Annotated in this window: 10 protein-coding genes and 1 pseudogene; 7 read left to right on the top strand and 4 right to left on the bottom strand. The window is 71.4% G+C overall.

Annotated features, from left to right (window positions below):
* Positions 1 to 137 precede the first annotated feature (137 nt).
* Positions 138 to 1,655 carry a DEAD/DEAH box helicase gene (locus QN350_RS15890; RefSeq protein WP_281534336.1) on the bottom strand — a complete coding sequence of 506 codons (1,518 nt, stop codon included), beginning with the start codon at positions 1,653 to 1,655 and terminating at the stop codon, positions 138 to 140.
* Positions 1,656 to 1,839: 184 nt separating this feature from the next.
* On the opposite strand from QN350_RS15890, the gene QN350_RS15885 reads away from it, so the two are divergent.
* Positions 1,840 to 2,586 (top strand): ferritin-like fold-containing protein, encoded by a 747-nt coding sequence (locus QN350_RS15885; protein WP_322139336.1) that lies wholly within the window; start codon positions 1,840 to 1,842, stop codon positions 2,584 to 2,586.
* A 95-nt stretch (positions 2,587 to 2,681) separates the two neighbouring features.
* On the opposite strand, the gene QN350_RS15880 is transcribed toward QN350_RS15885, so the two are convergent.
* Together QN350_RS15880 and QN350_RS15875 are read right to left on the bottom strand one after the other, a co-directional pair.
* On the bottom strand, positions 2,682 to 2,990 hold the full coding sequence (locus QN350_RS15880) for a hypothetical protein (RefSeq protein ID WP_281534338.1): 309 nt from the start codon (positions 2,988 to 2,990) through the stop codon (positions 2,682 to 2,684).
* A gap of 7 nt (positions 2,991 to 2,997) precedes the next feature.
* On the bottom strand, positions 2,998 to 3,222 hold the full coding sequence (locus QN350_RS15875; protein WP_281534339.1) for a DUF3107 domain-containing protein: 225 nt from the start codon (positions 3,220 to 3,222) through the stop codon (positions 2,998 to 3,000).
* Between the two features lie 98 nt (positions 3,223 to 3,320).
* Here QN350_RS15875 and QN350_RS15870 point away from each other — a divergent pair, with 98 nt between their 5' ends.
* Positions 3,321 to 6,977 (top strand): PD-(D/E)XK nuclease family protein, encoded by a 3,657-nt coding sequence (locus QN350_RS15870; RefSeq protein WP_323516912.1) that lies wholly within the window; start codon positions 3,321 to 3,323, stop codon positions 6,975 to 6,977.
* A complete protein-coding gene (locus QN350_RS15865) occupies positions 6,974 to 10,507 on the top strand; it encodes an ATP-dependent DNA helicase (protein ID WP_322139338.1) in 3,534 nt (1,177 codons plus the stop codon). Before QN350_RS15870 ends, QN350_RS15865 begins: the two co-directional genes overlap by 4 nt.
* A gap of 332 nt (positions 10,508 to 10,839) precedes the next feature.
* Here the strand turns inward: QN350_RS15865 and QN350_RS15860 are convergent.
* Positions 10,840 to 11,553: pseudogene (locus QN350_RS15860) on the bottom strand (phosphotransferase); the annotation flags it as partial.
* A 93-nt stretch (positions 11,554 to 11,646) separates the two neighbouring features.
* Between QN350_RS15860 and nudC the strand changes: the two are divergent.
* The 4 genes from nudC to QN350_RS15840 form a co-directional block, all read left to right on the top strand.
* Positions 11,647 to 12,675, top strand: a complete 1,029-nt coding sequence (gene nudC, locus QN350_RS15855; RefSeq protein WP_322139339.1) for an NAD(+) diphosphatase — start codon at positions 11,647 to 11,649, stop codon at positions 12,673 to 12,675.
* Complete coding sequence (locus tag QN350_RS15850) at positions 12,672 to 14,381, top strand: ATP-dependent helicase (RefSeq protein ID WP_416173027.1); 1,710 nt, start codon at positions 12,672 to 12,674, stop codon at positions 14,379 to 14,381. Before nudC ends, QN350_RS15850 begins: the two co-directional genes overlap by 4 nt.
* A 958-nt stretch (positions 14,382 to 15,339) precedes the next feature.
* A complete protein-coding gene (locus QN350_RS15845; protein ID WP_322139340.1) occupies positions 15,340 to 16,827 on the top strand; it encodes an SDR family oxidoreductase in 1,488 nt (495 codons plus the stop codon).
* Positions 16,828 to 16,836: 9 nt separating this feature from the next.
* The coding region (locus QN350_RS15840) for a DUF2207 family protein (RefSeq protein ID WP_323516911.1) at positions 16,837 to 18,708 on the top strand (1,872 nt) is incomplete at its 3' end.

Genomic DNA, 18,708 nt, shown 5'->3' with positions numbered 1-18,708 from the left:
CGCCGCGGGAACGTCGATCTGCGACACCTCACCGATCTGCGCGCCGCGGATGTTGCCGGTTGCCGCACGCAGAAGGGCGCGGCCGCCGAAGCGGACGCGCCCTGTTCTGGCAGCGGAGAGGGTGGAGGCCGAAGCGGTTAGTTGGCTCCGCCGGCCGCGGGGGCCGAGCGGCGTGAACGGCTGCGGCGGCGCGGGGCGCTGTTGCCGTCGTGGTGCTGGGCTCCGCCACCGTCGTGGGTGCCGGCTGCCGGGGTCACGGCGGGGGCGTCGGGGTTGGTGGACTGGCTGACGCGGGTACGGGTGCGAGCGGCGCCCGAGCGGCCGGCGTCTGCGGTGCGGCCCGAATCGGAGCGAGCTCCGTCGCCGCCGCGGCCCGAGCCGCCGGAGCGGCCGGCGCCACCGGTGCGCCCGGCGCCGCCGGAGCGGCCGGAGTCCGAGTGTCCGGTTCCCGCGGCGTGCTCGCGCACGGGGGAGACGCGCAGGCGCCCCTTGGAACCGACCGGGATGTTGAGGTCGGAGTACAGGTGCGGTGAAGAGGAGTACGTCTCGACGGGGACCGGAACGCCGAAGTCGAGCGCCGTGTTGATCAGCGTCCACTTGTGCATGTCGTCCCAGTCGACGAACGTTACCGCGATGCCGGTCTTGCCCGCGCGGCCGGTGCGCCCGACGCGGTGCAGGTACGCCTTCTCGTCCTCGGGGATGGTGTGGTTGATCACGTGGGTGACATCGTCGACGTCGATTCCGCGAGCGGCGACATCCGTTGCGATCAGGATGTCCTTCTTGCCGGCCTTGAACGAGGCCATGGCGCGTTCGCGCTGGTCCTGGTTGAGGTCGCCGTGCACGGCGGTCGCGTTGAAACCGCGGTCACCGAGCTCTTCGACGAGCTTGGCCGCCGCGCGCTTGGTGCGGGTGAAGATCACGGTCTTGCCGCGGCCCTCCGCCATCAGGATGCGGCCGATGACCTCGTCCTTGTCCATGCTGTGCGCACGGTAGACGATGTGCTGGATGTTGGCCTGCATGAGACCCTCGTCGGGCTCCTGCGCACGGATGTGGATGGGCCGGTTCATGAAGCGGCGGGCGAGGGCCACGATCGGGCCGGGCATCGTCGCGGAGAAGAGCATGGTGTGCCTGGTCGACGGCGTCTGGGCGAAGAGCCGCTCGATGTCGGACAGGAAGCCGAGGTCGAGCATCTTGTCCGCCTCGTCGAGGACCATCTCGCGCACATTGGAGAGGCTCAGCAGGTGCTGGCTCGCGAGGTCGAGCAGGCGGCCCGGGGTGCCGACGACAATCTGGGCGCCGGCCTTGAGCTGCTCGATCTGGCCCTCGTACGCCTTGCCGCCGTAGATGGACACGATCTTGGTGTTGCGGTTCTGCGACGCCATCTCGAGGTCTTCGCTGACCTGCACGCACAGTTCGCGGGTCGGGACGACCACGAGCGCCTGCACGCCGGGCTCGGGGTCGAGGCCGAGGCGCTGGATGAGGGGGAGGCCGAAGCCGAGGGTCTTGCCGGTGCCGGTCTTGGCCTGTCCGATGATGTCCTGGCCGCTCATCGCGAGCGGGATGGTCTGGAGCTGGATCGGGAACGGCTCGAGGATGCCTTTACTGGCGAGAGCGTCAACCAGGTCCTGGTCGATATTGAGTTCAGAGAAAGTCACGAAAGTTTGCCTGTCATTAGCTGGAAACGGAAATGCGCCCGTCTTCTGCCTCGGGCACCAGCCACCGATCCATGCCGATGGCTTGTCTCACCTTACCGGGCGGTGTCTGGGAAGCAGCCGAAGCCACGCGGACGGGCGTGTGTCCGGCCGCGCGGACGCCGCAGCTCTGTCCTAAGCTGGGCTGGTGTTCTCCTGGTTTGATGGGCGCTCCAAGCGCGTCGAGATAATCCCCCGGCTCACCACCCGGGGGGAACGTCCATCGACCACGAAAGTGGACATCAAGGACCTCACCCCGCAACTTCTCCCGTTCCTGGGCCAGTCAGCGTACTTCGAGCTCGGCGTCTTCGAGAGCCTCGCCCGCGCCGTCCAGATTGCTCCGGACCTCGCCGCCAAGCAGGCGCTCAGCGCCGCCGCCGGCCGCGCGCTCTCCAAGCACCAGGGCCTCGTCGCCGAGATCCGCCGTCGTGGAGCGGAACCTGCCGACGTGATGGCGCCGTTCGTGCCGGCCCTCGACGCGTTCCGCGCCGAGATCACGGGCGCGGACTGGACCGAGCTGCTGCTGAGCTGCTACCTCGCCGGTGGCCTGCTCGACGACTTCTTCATCCGGCTCGCCGACGGGCTCCCCGGCGAGGTGGGTCCGCGGGTCGCGCACCTGCTCGGCGAGGACGCCGGGGCCAAGATCCTCGCCTCGCAGCTCGCGGCCGCGATCGCAGCGGATGCGCCGCTCGCCTCGCACCTGGCCCTCTGGGGCCGTCGGCTCGTGGGGGACACCCTGCTCGTCGCCCGCTCCGCGCTCGCGTTCGCCGGCACGCCGGACCAGACCGGTGTCGTCACCGTCGCCGGTCCCGCCGAGGAGCGCATCGAGCCGGTCTTCACCGAACTGATCGCCGCGCACACCCGGCGGATGGACGGCCTCGGCCTCACCGCCTGAGCACGCGGAGGTGGACCCGTGCTCGAGCGAGGGTGCTGCGCGGGTGGCGCACCGCACGGGCACCGGCGGAACACCGGCGCCCGGTGAGCGTGAGGCTAGGCGCGGCCCGGGTGACCCGTGCGCATCAGCTCGTGCAGCATCCGGGAGTCTCCGGCGACGCGTGAGCGCGCGAGGGTCATGCCCGAAGCGACGGATGCTCCGCCGGCGATGATGAGGGTGGCCCACCAGATCCAGCCACCGTTCCACGCCCAGCCGAACCACGTCAGTGCCACCCAGACGACCATGGCGACGATCGTGCCGATCGCGGGGAGCAGCACGGCGCCGTGATTCGTGCGCCCCGGCAGCACGTACCGTGCCGCGAGGCCGAGGACGGCCCCGCCGAGCGCGGCGAAGAGGAGTTCCATGTCGGGTTTAGGCGACGAAACCGACGCGACGGGACTCCTCGGAGCCCAGCTCGACGTAGGCGAGGCCGATCGTCGGGACGATGAACACCCGGCCCTTGCTGTCGGCGAGCTTGAGGTACCCGGTCGAACCGGAGAGGGCGGCGGCTACCGCTTCCTCGATGTCGGTCGCGGCCTGCGACGTCTCGAAGCTGATCTCACGGGGAGAGTTGAAGATGCCAATGCGGATATCCACCAGATGCGCCTTTCGTTGCCTAAGCGCCCAGATTACGACAGAACGGGCGGGCAGCCGGACAACGTTCACTGTCGGCGCAACCCGCTAGCTTTGAAAACGTGACCAGCCTCGGAAATCCGACCCTCGACCGCGACGTTTCCGCGCCGGCATTCCCCCTCGACGACTCCCAGCGGGCGGCCCTCGACCTGGCAGACGGGGTCTCGGCCGCGATCATCGGCGCACCGGGCACCGGCAAGACGACGACCCTGATCGAGCTCCTCGCCGACCGCGTCCTCGGGCGTGGCTATGCACCGGGGGAGGTGCTCCTGCTCGTGCCGACGCGCGCGGGCGCCACCGTTCTGCGAGACCGGCTCGCGCTTCGCCTCGGCGTTCCGACCAACGGCCCGCTCGCCCGCACGGCGAACTCCATCGCGTTCCAGCTCGTGCGCGGCGCGGAGGCCGCGGCCGGCGGTCCGACACCGACGCTGCTGACCGGTGGCGAGCAGGACCAGATCATCGCCGAACTGCTGCAGGGCGCCCTCGACGACGGCGGGCCTGTCGGCGACGGCGGCGACCTCGACGCGCGCGACCGCGATGCCGGAGGTTCCTTCGACGGCGGGCGCGACCGCAACGGAGGCGGGGCTGGTTCCTCCGGCCCGGCCTGGCCGTCCACCCTCGATCCGGGCGTGCGCCGGCTCCGCGGATTCCGCACCGAGCTGCGCAACCTGATGATGCGGGCCGTCGAATACGGGATCACCCCGACGCGCCTCGCCGCACTCGGCGCCGAGAACGACCGCCCGGAATGGGTCGCCGCTGCCCACTTCATCCACGGCTACGACGAGGTCAAAGACCAGAGCCGGCCCGGCCAGTACGACTCCACCGAACTCGCGGGCTTCGCGGCGGCCGTCGTGGCCGCAGCCGCCCCGGGGTCCGCGGGATCCGCGACCCTGGGCACCCTCGCCGGCCTTCGCCTCATCGTCGTCGACGACGCCCAGGAACTGAACCGGGCCACCCTCACCCTGCTCGCCCAGTTCGCGGCGCGCGGCGTCGCGATCGTCGCCGCCGGCGACCCCGACATCACAACGGGCTCCTTCAACGGCGCCCACGCGGATGCCGTCGGCAGGCTCGGCGCCTACCTTGCGCCGGGCGCACCATTCGTCACGACCCTCGTGCTCGACACGGTCTACCGGCACGGCCCCGGCATCCGCGGCGTCGTGCGGGAGATCACCCACCGGATCGGGACAGCCTCAGCGGGCACCCAACGCCGCGCCGCGAGTGTCGATCCCCGTGATGGCGTGCCCGCAGTCGAGTCCGGCGCCGCAGACTCAGGAACCGCAGACTCAGGAACCGCAGACTCAGGAACCGCAGACCCAGGATCCGAAGCGTCGGGCGCCGCGAAGTCCGGCGCCGACGCGGCCGGCACCGAGGCATCCGCCTCCTCCGTCGAGACCCTCCTCGCCGCGAGCCCCGCCGACCAGCTCGCTCTCATCGCCGGGAGGCTGCGGGAACGGCACGTGCTCGACCGAGTGTCCTGGGGCCGCATGGCCGTGGTCGCGCGGAGCGGTTCCGCCATTCCGGCACTCGCCCGCGGCCTCGCCGCCCTCGAAGTGCCCACCCAGGTGCCCTCCGCCCAGACGGCGCTCCGCGACGAATGGGCCGTGCGCGCATTCATCCTCGCCCTCGACGTCACCCTCGGCCGCCGCCCGCTCGACGCCGAAGCGGCGACCGAACTCCTGCGCGGCCCCCTCGGCGGCCTCGACCCGATCACCCTGCGCCGCCTGCGTGCCGCTCTGCGCCAGCAGGAACTGAGCCAGGAGGAACTGAGCCAGCAGGAACTGAGCCAGCACGAGCCCGGCCAGCAGGAACTGAGCCCGAAAGAGCTCGGCCAGCAGGAACTGAGCCAGCACGAGCCCGGCCAGCAGGAACTGAGCCCGAAAGAGCTCGGCCAGCAGGAACTCGGCCAGCCAGAGTCGGGCCAGCCCGGGCCCGGCGAGCAGGAACCCGGCCGGCCGGCATCGCTCGCGACCGCGGGCGCCGGGCGCACCCGCACCGCCGACGAGCTGCTCGCCGCCGTGTTCGCGACGCCGTCGCTGTTGTCCGCAATCGACAACCGCACCGCCCGCCGCGCGGCGAGTTGCGCGGAAAGCCTCCTCGCGGCATCCGTCGAATACGAGGCCGGTGCCTCGATCGAAGAACTGCTCTGGGGCCTCTGGCAGCGCAGCGGCCTCGCCAGGGAATGGCTCGAACAGTCCACCGGGATCGGCATCATCGCCGACGAGGCCAACCACAACCTCGACGCCGTCGTCGCCCTGTTCTCCGCGGCGCAGCGCTACGTCGAACGCACGCCGGCGGCCCCGCCGGTGCTCTTCCTCGAACACCTCGTCGACACCGACGTCCCAGAGGACACCCTCGCCCCGCGCGCCCTCGGCGACGCCGTCACCGTGTCGACACCGAACGGGTTGATCGGCCGCGAGTTCGACCTCATCGTGATCGCCAACGTGCAGCAGAACGTCTGGCCCGACCTGCGCATCCGCGGCTCGCTGCTCGGTGCGGGCGACCTCGCCGCGCTCGCCTCCGGGCGCGACCCCCGTGGCGGAGACGCGCGCACCGAGGTCCTGCACGACGAACTGCGCATGTTCGCCCAGGCCGCGAGCCGGGCCCGCAGCGAACTTCTCGTCACGGCCGTCGATAACGAGGAGAACGAGCCGTCGGTGTTCCTCAAGCTGCTGCCGCGACCCACCGAGCCCGCAGGGGCGGACGCCGCCGACCCCGCCGGGCGCTACCCGGTGTCGCTCCGCGGGCTCGTCGGCCGGTTGCGCCGCGACCTCACCAGGGGCGTCGCGACGGGCGCCCTGTCCGGGCACCCCGACGGGTCGGGGCGCGCAGCGGATGCCGCGGCGACCCTCGCGAGGCTCGCCGCGGCAGCCGTGCCCGGAGCCGACCCCGGCCAGTGGTACGGCCTCGCCGGTCCCAGCACAGTGCAGCCCCTCAACGACCCGGCTGCCGGAGACGACCCGGTGCGGGTCTCGCCGTCGAAGATGGCCGCTGTCGAGACCTGCCCGCTGCACTGGGCGATCGGCCGGCTCGGCGGCGGCAGCTCCAATACGGCGGCGAACCTCGGCACGATCATCCACGCGGTGATGGAGGAGTCGACCGACCGCCAGCCGGATGCACTGTGGCAGGCGGTCGACGAACGCTGGGGAGAGCTCCGGTTCGACGCGGAGTGGCAGTCCGAGGTACAGCGCGCCGACGCGCGAAACCTCACCGACCGGCTCGCCTCCTACCTGCTCGACTTCGAACGCACCGGCGGCGAACTCCTGAGCGCAGAGGGCAGCTTCGGCTTCGACGTCGACGGCGCCTGGCTCACCGGCACCGTCGACCGGGTCGAACGCCTCGCAGACGGCAGCGCCGTCATCGTGGACCTGAAGACCGGGCGCGGAGACCCCGTGAGCGACGCGGGCGTCGCAGACCACCCGCAACTCGGCGCCTACCAGCTCGCCTTCCAGGAGGGCCAGATCGAGGGCGTCCCCGCCGGGACCCCCCTCGCGGGCGCCCGCCTCGTGATCGTCTCCTCCGGAACCGTCAAGCAGAACTACCGCAACCCCACCCAGGCCACCTTCACCGAAGAACAGCTCCTCGCCTTCCGCACCCGGGTGGGCGCCGACGCGGCGCTCATGGGAGGGGCGACCTTCGTCGCCGAGCTCGCGACGCATTGCCTCGACCCGCGCTCGCACGGGGCCTGCCGCATCCACATCATCGGGCAGGTCAGCTCATGAGCCAGAACGGAATACCCGTGCCGCACGACCCGCATCGTCCGCAGAACCCGGTCAGCGCTCTCGAAATCGCGGGCACGCTCGGCATGTTCCCGCCCACCCCCGAACAGCAGGCGGTGATCGAGGCCCCGCTCGCGCCGACCCTCGTCGTGGCCGGAGCCGGCAGCGGCAAGACGGAGACCATGGCCAACCGGGTGCTCTGGCTGCTCGCCAACGGCCTCGCCCGCCCCGACCAGGTCCTCGGGCTCACCTTCACCCGCAAGGCGGCCGGCGAACTCGCCGAGCGCATCGGCGACCGCATCGCCCAACTCGACGCCCAGGGACTGCTTCCGGCACCCACCCCGGCCGCGGGCGCGGAGGCCACCGGCGAACTCGTCGACTCCGGCCTGTTCAACACCCCGACCGTGTCGACGTACAACTCCTTCGCGAGCCGACTCTTCACCGACAACGCCCTCCTCCTCGGCCGCGAACCCGAGTCCGTGCTGCTCACCGAGACGAGCGCCTGGCTGCTCGCCCGCCGCGTCGTGATCGAGCACGGTGACCGCAGGCTCGTGCCCTGGGGAAAGAGCCTCGACGCCGTGACGGATGCCGTGCTCCGGTTCAGCCGCCTGCTCGCCGAGAACCCGCCTCCCCTCACGACCGGCCTGGCAACGACCGGCCCGGCAACGACCGGCCTCACGACGGGCGGCCCGGCGGGAGCTCCCGGCGGCGGCGTGCACGACCTTGCCGGCCTCGCCGCCGGCTTCGCCTACCTCGAAGACCTGCCATACGGCAACCCTCGCAAGAAGGTCCCGTACTCCTCCGTCGTCGACTCGCTCGCCGCGGTCGGGCCGCTGCCCGTGCTCGCCGAACTCGCCGGCGAGTACGACCGGGAGAAGCGCCGGCTCGGCCTGATCGAATTCTCCGACCAGGTCGCCCTCGCCCTGCAGGTGAGCCAGCGGGTTCCGCGGGTGGTCGCCGGGTACCGCGACCAGTACCGGGTCGTGCTGCTCGACGAATACCAGGACACCTCCGTGCTGCAGACCGAGCTCCTGCACACTCTCTTCGCCCGGCATCCGGTGATGGCCGTCGGTGACCCGCACCAGTCCATCTACGGCTGGCGCGGTGCAAGCTCCGCAAACCTGCTCGCCTTCTCCGACGACTTCGACCCGGACGCCCGCTCCGAGCACCGGGTCACCCCCTCCATGTCGCTCTCCTTCACCTGGCGGAACCCCCGCTCGGTGCTCGACGCGGCGAACACCCTCGTCGCCCCGCTCAGTGAGGCCCTGCGCCGCCGGACGAACGGCATCCAGGTCGAGACCCTCAAGGTGCCGGACGGCACCCGCCCCGGCGCAGTCACCGCGCACCTCGCCGAAACGGCCACCGACGAGGCCCAGGCCGTCGCCCGCTGGTTCGCCGGACGCCTCGGCGCCGGCAGCGACAAGTCCGGCGCCATCCTCTTCCGCGCCCGGCGCGACATGGACTTCTTCGCCGGGGTCCTCCGCGCGAACGGCGTGAGGGCCCACGTCCTCGGCCTCGGCGGTCTGCTCTCCACCCCGGAGGTCACCGACGTCGTGAGCGTGCTCCGGGTCGTGCACGATCCTTCCGCGGGAAGCGAACTCGTCCGGCTGCTGAGCGGCGCCCGATTCCAGGTCGGGCCGCGCGACCTGCAACACCTCGCGGCCGTCTCGCGGTGGCTCGCCGCCCACGACTGGGCCCAGAAGGCCGTCAGCCGGGAACTCACCGACAAGCTCAGGGCGTCCGTCGCCGACGACGAGGGGGCATCCCTCGTCGACGCCCTCGACTTCGCCGCAGCGGCGCCGCCCGGCCACGGCCAGCTCGCCGGCTTCACCGACCTCGGCCGGGAGCGGCTCCGCGCCGCGGGCAGGCTGCTGGCCTGGCTGCGGTCGCGGGCCGGTCTCCCGTTGCTCGACTTCGTGCGCCTCGTCGAACAGGAGCTCCTTCTCGACGTCGAACTCGTCGCGAACGAGAACAACAGCCTCGGCCTCGCGAACCTCTACGCCTTCCACGACACCGTCTCCGACTTCCTCGCGAGCGACGAGCTCGGCACCGCCGCGAGCTTCCTGCGCTGGCTCGGCAGGGCCGAACTCGCCGACGACATGGGGCCGCGCGCCGAGGTGGCCGAACAGGGCACCGTGCAACTCCTCACCATCCACGGCGCCAAGGGCCTCGAGTGGGACTACGTCGCCATCCCGAACCTCACCGACAAAAGCCTGCCGGCCCCCGCTAGGGAGGTCACCGGCTGGATCCGTTTCGGCGAGCTGCCATACCCCTTCCGCGGCGACCACGCGGAGCTGCCCCAGCTGGACTGGACGGGCCACGACAGCCAGCTGTCCTACGACCTCGCCTTCCAGGCGTACAAGGCGGAGCTCGCCGACCGGCACGACGACGAGGAACGCCGGCTGATCTACGTCGCCACCACCCGGGCCAGGCACGAACTCCTGCTGACCGGTTCGTTCTGGGGAACGGGATCGACCGTGCGCGCCCCGAGCCGGTACCTCGTCGAGCTCGCCGAGGCCGGCCTCATCGAGCCCCTGCCCGGGGAGAGCGCCACCGCCGAGAAACCCGCCCCGGAGGACGGCCTCACGCCGGCCTGGCCCTTCGACCCGCTCGGCACCCGCCGGGCCGTCGTCGAAGCCGCCGCTGCCGGGGTGCGCGGCGCGGCGAATGATCCGGAATCACTGGCGCGGGAGACGCGCTGGTCCCATGTCGTGACCCTCCTGCTCGAGGAACGCGCGCTCCGCCAGGGCGCAGGCGCGGTCGCCCCGCTGCCCGCCCGCATTCCCGCCTCGCGGTTCAAGGACTACGTCGACGACCCCGCAGGGATCGCCGCGCAGGTGCGCCGCCCGATGCCCGAGCGGCCGTACCGGGCCACCCGGCTCGGCACCCTCTTCCATTCCTGGGTCGAACGGCGGGCCGGCGGCCTCCTCGGCGGCGACCGGATCGACGCCGGGCTCTTCGAAGCCGACACCGACACGGATGCCGACGCCTTCGACCTCGACCTCGACCAGAACCAGCCGCTCGAGCAGGCCCAGCTCGAACGACTCCAGGCCACCTTCGAACGGTCGCCCTGGGCCGGCCTCAAGCCGGAGGAGGTCGAGATCGAGATCCACTACGTGCTCGCCGGCCAGGTCTTCATCTGCAAGCTCGACGCGGTGTACCGCACGGAGACCGGCTACCAGGTCGTCGACTGGAAGACCGGCCGGGCGCCGAAGAACGCGGCAGACCTCGAACTCAAGCAGACCCAGCTCGCGCTCTACCGGCTCGCGTACGCGAGCTGGAAGGGCATCGACCCGGACGACGTCGACGCGGTGTTCTATTTCGTCGCCGACGACACCATGGTCGCCCCCGAGCGGCTCTACTCCGAGGCGGACCTCGTGGCGGCGTGGTCCGCCGTGGTGTCCAGCACGTCGGCCCGCGAGTCGTCGCCGGTGCCGGTGTCGGTGTCGGTGCCGTCGCCCACGACGTCGATCGCGCCGGTGGTGTCCGCTTCGTCGGCGAACTCGCCGGTCTCGAAGTCGGACAGCGTGTAGGCATCCGTGTGCATCGCGGCGGCCGGCGCACGCCTGACCGCCGCGTACGGGGTCTCGGCGAGTAGGCTCTCGACCTCTGACACGTTCAGGATCGGGCCGGTCTTGGGGGACAGCGGGTGCGAGGTCGCGTGGTGCACGTTCTCGACCAGCCCGTCGAGCATCGCGACGGCGTCATCGACGATGCCCTGGTTGCGGGTGTCCGTGCCGTGCAGCAGCCAGCGCGCGAGCTCGAGCTCGGCGTAGAGCATCGCCCGCTGCGTGATGCGCGGGTCGTTGCCCTGGCGCGCGCCGCCGTAGGACGCGATCGCCGCTTCGCCGGCCGCCCCGCGCGAGGCGAGCAGCCAGTTCAGGTCCCTGGCCGGATCGCCGACGCTCAGCGCCGCCCAGCCGAGCACGGCCGCCACGGAATTCTCGCCGATCAGGAAGGACTCCGCGGACAGCGAACCGTGGATGACACAGGGCAGGAACTGCCAGAGGGAGTCGTCGTCGGTCGCGAGCTCCCAGCGGCGGAGCAGGGCAGCAGGCAGGTACCCGGTCGCCTCGGTCCGGCCGATCAGCTCGATGACCTCGGTGCGGCAATCCTGGGCACTGCGTTGCGTGAGTCCGGCATCGCTCACAACCGCGGTCGGCAGGCCGTGGATGGCGGCGATGGCCCGGCCGATCGACCCGGAGACGCCCGCGTGGCCGGTGAGGGCATCCGCGTCGAAGGTGTCGCCGGGCAGGAACTCGTAGACGACGGCGCGCGTCCCGCTGAGCGGGGCCTGCCCGACGAACTGCGGAACGTCGAACGGCAGCCGGCTGCGATTGCCGACGGTCAGGGCGCGGAGCGCCACGAGGTCGGCGGACTGCTCGGTCTCCGCGGCCTGGGAGAGCGGCACCCGGATGATCAGGGAGCGTCCGTCGCGGTCCAGGAGCACGGCGGAATCGTACGCCCCGTGCGCGTCGGGCGAGCGCCCGCTGGAGCCGTGGCTGCGGGCCTGGACGACGTCGAGACCGGGCACGGCTGAAGTGGCGAGCGCGGCTAGAGTGAGATGGGATCTGGCCATGCCTACTAGGTTAGGTCGACTTCCCCTCGGTGTGGTCGTTCGCCACGCCTCCACACAACTTCGGCAGTCACGCCAGAGTCCGAAGGGGTCTTCATGCCGTTCACATTCACCGCCAGACTGCCGCTGTCCCGCCATGCCGTCGACAGGGACCACCTCACCCGGGCCGTGCCCGGGCTCTTCGACGAACTCCGGGCGGATGCCGCAACACGCGTCCTCCCGCTCTGGCGCGGTTCCACGCTCCTCGCCGAGGAACCGGGGGACGTTTCCGACGGCACCCACGAACTCGCGGCGCACGATTCCCGCGATGGAACCCGCCGGCCCCGGCTGCGGCTGTTCCCGTCCGCGCTCGTCGCGCAGACCCCGATCGAGCTCTATCTGGGCCGGTCCCTCGCCGATGAGGGTGCGGAACCCGCGGGCACCCGCCTCGTCGCCGCGATCCTCGACGACGCCACGGCCGCGACCCTCGAACCGGACGAGTCCCTCTGGGTGCCGCTCCGCACCGTCGCGAGCGCGCTCTCCGACCGCGACGCCGGCCTCTTCACCGAAGCGCTCGCGCTCGCGAACTGGCACGCCTCGCACGCGCACTGCCCGCGCTGCGGCGCCGCGACCGAGGTCGAGGGCGGTGGCTGGAGCCGCCGGTGCCCCGTCGACGGCAGCCAGGTCTTTCCGCGCACCGATCCCGCCGTGATCGTGCTGATCACCGACGCCGACGATCGCATCCTGCTCGGCTCGAATGCCATGTGGGAGGACAATCGCTTCTCCCTGCTCGCGGGCTTCGTCGAACCGGGGGAGTCGCTCGAGGCCGCCGTCATCCGTGAGATGTTCGAGGAGTCCGGACTCCGGGTCGCCGACCCGGTCTACCTCGGCTCCCAGCCGTGGCCGTTCCCGGCCTCGATCATGTTCGGCTTCACCGCCCGGCTCGCCGACGGCCAGCAGCCCGCCGGCGTCCTGCCGGACGGCGAGGAGATCCTCGACCTGCGCTGGTTCAGCCGCTCCGAACTCGCCGCGGCGGGCGACAGCATCATCCTGCCCGGCCGCTCCTCGATCGCGCGCGCGATCATCGAGCAGTGGTACGGCGGGCCGATCGACTTCGGCCCCGACCTGGTCGCCGGATGGCGATGACCCCCGAGACGCTCCTGTCCGGCCTCGACGACCAGCAGCGCATCGCCGCGGAGGCCCTCGTCGGCCCGGTGTGCATGCTCGCGGGCGCAGGCACGGGCAAGACCCGCGCGATCACCCACCGGATCGCCTACGGGGTGATGACGGGTGCATACGCCCCGAACCGGGTGATGGCGCTCACCTTCACCTCCCGGGCCGCCGCCGAACTCCGCGGCCGGCTGCGCCAGCTCGGCGCCGGCGGCGTCGCGGCACGCACCTTCCACGCCGCGGCGCTCTCCCAGCTCAACTACTTCTGGCCGCACGTGGTCGGCGGCCAGGCGCCGCGCATCCTCGACGGGAAGGGCCGGCTGCTCGGCCACGCGGCCGAGCAACTGAAGCTCCGGCTCGACACTCCGACCCTGCGCGACCTCGCCGCCGAGGTCGAATGGCGGAAGACCACGGGGCTCTCCATCGAGGACTACGCCGCCGGCATCACCGCGCGCAGCCTGCCCGGTCGGCTCGACGCCGACCAGGTCGTCGCGATGCACGAACGCTACGAACGGCTGAAGGACGAGCGCAAGCAGATCGACTTCGAGGACGTCCTGCTGGCGATGGCCGGCATGATCGAGTCCGAGCCCTCTGTCGCCCTGCAGGTGCGTGAGCAATACCGCTTCTTCGTCGTCGACGAATACCAGGACGTGTCGCCGTTGCAACACGACCTGCTCGCCCTCTGGGTCGGGCCCCGCAGGGACCTGTGCGTGGTCGGCGACGCGAGCCAGACCATCTACTCCTTCGCGGGCGCCCGCAGCGACTACCTGCTCGACTTCCCCAAGCGCTGGGAGGACGCGACGGTCGTGCGCCTCGAACAGAACTACCGGTCCACCGCGGCGATCGTCACGACCGCGAACCAGCTGATGCGCGGCCGCACCGGTGCACTCACCCTGCGCGCGCACTCGGAGGACCCTGGCGTCGAACCGAGCGTCCACGAGTACGCGAACGACCTCGCCGAGGCGCGCGGAGTCGCCCAGCAGATCCTCGAACTGATCGAATCCGGAACCCGGCCGGAGAACATCGCGGTGCTCTACCGGGTCAACGTGCAGGCCGCCGCGCTCGAGACCGCGCTCGGCGACCTGTCGATCAGCTACCAGATCCGTGGATCCAAGCGGTTCTTCGACCTCACCGAGGTCAAGCAGGCCGTGATGCAGCTGCGTGCGGCATCCGTTTCGATCGTCGGCGAACCGCTGTTCAAGTCGGCCAGCGACGTGCTGCGCTCGCTCGGCTGGAGCCAGACAGCACCGGAGGCGGCCGGAGCGGTGCGCGACCGCTGGGAATCGCTCAACGCGCTGATGGGACTCGTCGACCAGGCGCCGCCGGGAACGACGTTCCGGCAGTTCACCGACGAGCTGATGGAACGGCAGGCCGGCCAGCACGAACCGACCGTCTCTGCGGTGACCCTCGCGACGCTGCACTCGGCCAAGGGCCTCGAATGGGACGCCGTCTTCGTGGTGGGGCTGTCAGAGGGGCTCGTTCCGATCAGCTACGCGGGCACCTTCGAGCAGATCGACGAGGAACGCCGGCTGCTCTACGTCGGCATCACCCGGGCACGCCGGCGCCTCGCACTGAGCTGGTCCGCGTCCGGGCACCAGCAACGGGCGCCCCGGGAACGATCGCGGTTCCTGACAGAGCTCGGCATGCGCAACGCTCGTGCGGCCGGTGCCCGCGGCGCGTGATCCTGCCGTTCGAGGCGTCGATCGAGAGCGAGACGCCCGCGAGCTCCGACCGGCCGGACAGCACCCGGTCCTGGACGATCCCCGCAACCCGGACGGCGACCTCGAGCCCGCGACGCGGTGACTCTGTCGGCGCGGGCCGGTGGGCCAGTTGGCTCGCCATCGCCGGCCAGGCCGGGTCGGCGTCGACCCTGGCCTGCTCGAGGCAGAACAGGCACGGGCCCCGTCCCGGCTCCACGAGCGGGCCGATCCGCACCTCGCGATCGCCGAACACGACGGGCAGGTGCGGCACGTCCCGGTTCAGCCAGCGCCGGTAGCGCGCCGGCTCGATCGCGAACCGGCCGATGATGACCGCGAGGTCCGTTGTCGCGGGCTCCGCCGCATCCGCTTCTGTCGCGCCCGCCGCGCCGGAACGGATGCCTGTGCCGATGCGGTGTTCGTCGGCGCCCTGTCGGCTGCCGTCGACCCTGGCGTCGAGGTCGATATCGTGGTCGAGGTCGGCGTCGAGGTCGTGGGCGTCGAGCCCGAGGTCGTCGAGGAAGGCACGGAGCCGCGCGGCCGTCGTGCCGCGCCCGTCGACCGACACCCAGTGCCGGCGCGGCGGCGGTTCCGGCCCGCGGTCGTCGAGCAGGACCGGGCGGAGCTCGTCGAGCAGGTCGAGCACGGATTCCGGAGTCGCGCCGCCCGTGCGGCCGAGCATGACGGCCCCGGTGCGGGGCACCCCGGACCTGAGAGCATCGATGACGCGTTCGAGGCCGGGGCCGGGCACACGCACCCGGAGTACCGGGTGATCGACGCCGAGCTGGATGGTGTCCGGCGAGCGCCAGACGAGCGGATATCGGGGGTCGAGTCGAAGAGTCATGCGCCGATCCTGCCGGATTCCCATCGCGCGCGAGCGATTCATCCACAGGCCCGGCAGGCTCCCAGCCTCGGCCCGGGCATTCGCCCTAGGCTCGTGTCCATGAATGCCAGACGAGCACTCGTGACCGGGGCGACCGGTTACATCGGCGGACGGTTGGTTCCGCTCCTCCTCGACGCCGGATTCGAGGTGACCGTGCTGGTGCGCTCGCCGCAGAAGCTCACCGACGTCCCCTGGCGGGACCGGGTGGAGATCCGGGTCGGCGACCTCTCCGACGCCGACGCCGTGGACGCGGCGTGCGCCGGGATCGACGTCGTCTACTACCTCGTGCACGCGATGGGCAGTTCGGGTGACTTCGAGCAGGCCGAGGCACGGGCAGCCCGGACGCTGGCGTCTGCCGCATCTGCGGCCGGCGTGTCCCGGATCGTCTACCTCGGCGGGCTGCACCCGGACACCGAGACCCTCTCCCGGCACCTGCGCTCCCGGGCCGAGGTCGGGCGGATCCTGCTCGCCTCCGGCGTGCCGACCGCCGCCCTGCAGGCCGGCGTCGTGATCGGGAGCGGGTCGACGTCCTTCGAGATGATCCGGCACCTGACCGATGTGCTCCCGTACATGCCCGCACCGAAGTGGGTGCGGAACAAGATCCAGCCGATCGCCGTGCGCGACGTGCTGTACTACCTCGTCGCGGCGGCGGACCTGCCAGACTCCGTCAACCGCACCTTCGACATCGGCGGACCCGATGTGCTCCGCTACGGGCAGATGATGAACGGCTACGCCCTCGAGGCCGGCCTCCGCCAGCGCCCGATCGCCTCATTGCCGGTGCTGACCCCGTGGCTCGCCTCGCAGTGGGTCAACCTCGTCACCCCGATCCCGCGCAACCTCGCCGTGCCGATCATCGCCTCCCTCCAGAACGACTGCGTGATGGGCGAGCACGACATCGACGGCTACATCCCCGTGCCCGACGGCGGCCTGACCGGCTATCGCACGGCCGTGCGGCTCGCACTCGGGCGGATGCGCGACGGCGACGTCGAGACCAGCTGGCGGAACGCCTCGATCGAGGGGGCGAGCAGCAACCCGCTGCCGAGCGACCCGGAGTGGGCGGGGCACCTCGTCTACACCGACCTTCGCACGAAGCACACCCCCGCTGCGCCCGCCGAACTCTGGCGCATCATCGAGGGCATCGGCGGCGACAACGGCTGGTACTCCTTCCCGCTCGCCTGGGCCGTGCGCGGCTGGGCGGACAAGCTCGTCGGCGGCGTCGGGCTCCGCCGCGGCCGGCGCGACGCGGAACGACTGCACACCGGAGACGTGCTCGACTTCTGGCGGGTGGAGAGCCTCGAGCACGGCCGCTTCCTCCGGCTCCGGGCCGAGATGCGGGTGCCGGGGCTGGCCTGGCTCGAGATGACCGCCGAACCGGCCGCCGACGGCGGCTCCGTCTACCGGCAGCGCGCCGTGTTCTTCCCACGCGGCCTCGGCGGCCGACTCTACTGGTTCTCGATCCTGCCGTTCCACGGGATCATCTTCAGCGGCATGGCCAACCGCATCACGGCCACCGCCGAAGCGACGTCTGCGCCCCAGCCCGCTCGCTAGAGTGGGGGCATGCGCCGATTGGCTCGATCCCTGTTCGTCACCATCCTGGGCGCGTTCGCCCTTCTCACCCTGTCCGTCCCCGCGGCGGCCGTCGCGGCCGCGCCCCTCGGCTCGCCGGCGCTGCCCGCGCTCTCCGTGCCCGGAGGCGTCGACGACTTCAGCTTCGATTCGATGCACTCCGACTTCGTGCTCAGCCGCTCAGCGGACGGGCACTCCGCGTTGACGACGACGGAGACCATCGTCGCCCGGTTCCCGGATATCGATCAGAACCACGGCATCCGCCGGTCGATCCCAACCCACTACGACGGGCATCCCACCGGAGTCGACCTGGTCAGCGTCACAGACGAGAACGGCGCACCGCGGCCGAGCGACACGAGCGAGAGCGACGCAGGCGACTTCTTCATCGTGACGAGCGCGGCGGACGGCTACGTGCACGGCGCGCAGACCTACGTGATCACCTACACGCAGCGGGACGTGACCCTGGTCCCGACGGACGCCCAGGACGAGGAATTCTACTGGGAGGTCAACGGCACCGGCTGGGCACAACCCTTCGGCTCCGTCTCCGCAACGCTCACGGTCGACCCCGCGCTCACCGACCGGCTGACCGGCCAGGCCCGATGCCTGCAGGGATCGGCGACGTCCTCGGCCGACTGCTCCGAGATCAGCACCGATTCGAGCTCGGCGGCGACGACCGGAACCCGGATCACCGCGAGCAGCGGCAGCCTCGCCGCCCATGAGGGGCTCACCCTGGTCGTCGGCTTCACTCCGGGCACCTTCGTGCCGAGGGACAACTCGTTCTTCGCGAGCCCGTTCCCCGCCATCGGCCTCGCCGGTGCCGTGCTCGCGCTCGTCTGCGCCGCCCTCGCGATCGCCCTGCGGGCGACCCGCTGGCGCAACGCCGCCGGCCGGCCGACGATCATCGCCGAATACCTGCCGCCGAAGGGCGTCAACCTGCTCCAGGCCGGCGAGGTCACCCGCACGAGTACCAAGGCCATGACCGCCCAGTTCCTGCAGTTCGCCGTGCGCGGCAATGTACGAGTGCTCGAAGGCTCCGGGCCCAAGCACTACCTGCTCGAACTGCGCAACACCGGGGGCGTCGACAAGGCGGAGCTCTCCGTGCTCGGCCACCTCTTCCCCGGACTGAAACCCGGTACCCAGCGCGACCTCAAACAGAAGAGCACCAGCCTCACCACAGCCGTGCAGGGCGAACTGCGGGCGACCCGCCGGGCGGCGATCCCCGCCGGGTTCCGAGAGAACAAGGGCGGGCCCCTGCGTTCCGCGCTGCTCGGCCTCTCCGTTCTCGGCGGACTCGTCGCCGTCCTCGGCGGCGTCGTCGGTCTCGCCCTCGAGATCGGCGGGGCGTGGCCGTTCCTGGTCCTCCTCGCCGGGCTGCTCGGCGCGATCACGACCGTGTCACTCGCGTCGAGCATCCGCCCGCTCACCGCGGCAGGGGCGGAACTGCGCGACTACCTCGAAGGAGTCAGGTTGTACATCGGAGTCGCCGAAACCGACAGGTTGCGGGTGCTGCAGAGCCCCCAGGGCGCCCTGCGCTCTCCGTACCGCCCGGAGCCGGGGAGCCCGGAAACGATGGTCGACCCCGGCCAGCCGGTGCAGGTGCTCAAGCTCTACGAGCGTCTGCTGCCGTTCGCCGTGCTGTTCGGGCAGGAGAAGGACTGGTCGGCCGTGCTCGGCCAGTACTACGCGGAGAGCGGGTCCCAGCCGGACTGGTACTACGGCACCGGTGCGTTCAACGCCGGATTCTTCGCGGCGAGCCTGAGCGGCTTCGCGAGCTCGACGACGGCGGCGTGGTCGGGCACCGCGTCGAGCTCCTCGAGTTCCGGTTTCGGCGGTGGCGGGTCCGTCGGTGGCGGAGGCGGCGGC

This window comes from Cryobacterium sp. 10I5 (assembly GCF_035019865.1).
GTDB classification, from domain to species: Bacteria; Actinomycetota; Actinomycetes; order Actinomycetales; family Microbacteriaceae; genus Cryobacterium; species Cryobacterium breve_A.
The sequence above is the reverse complement of the archived record's forward strand: the minus strand, read 5'-3'. Positions and strand labels throughout refer to the sequence as shown.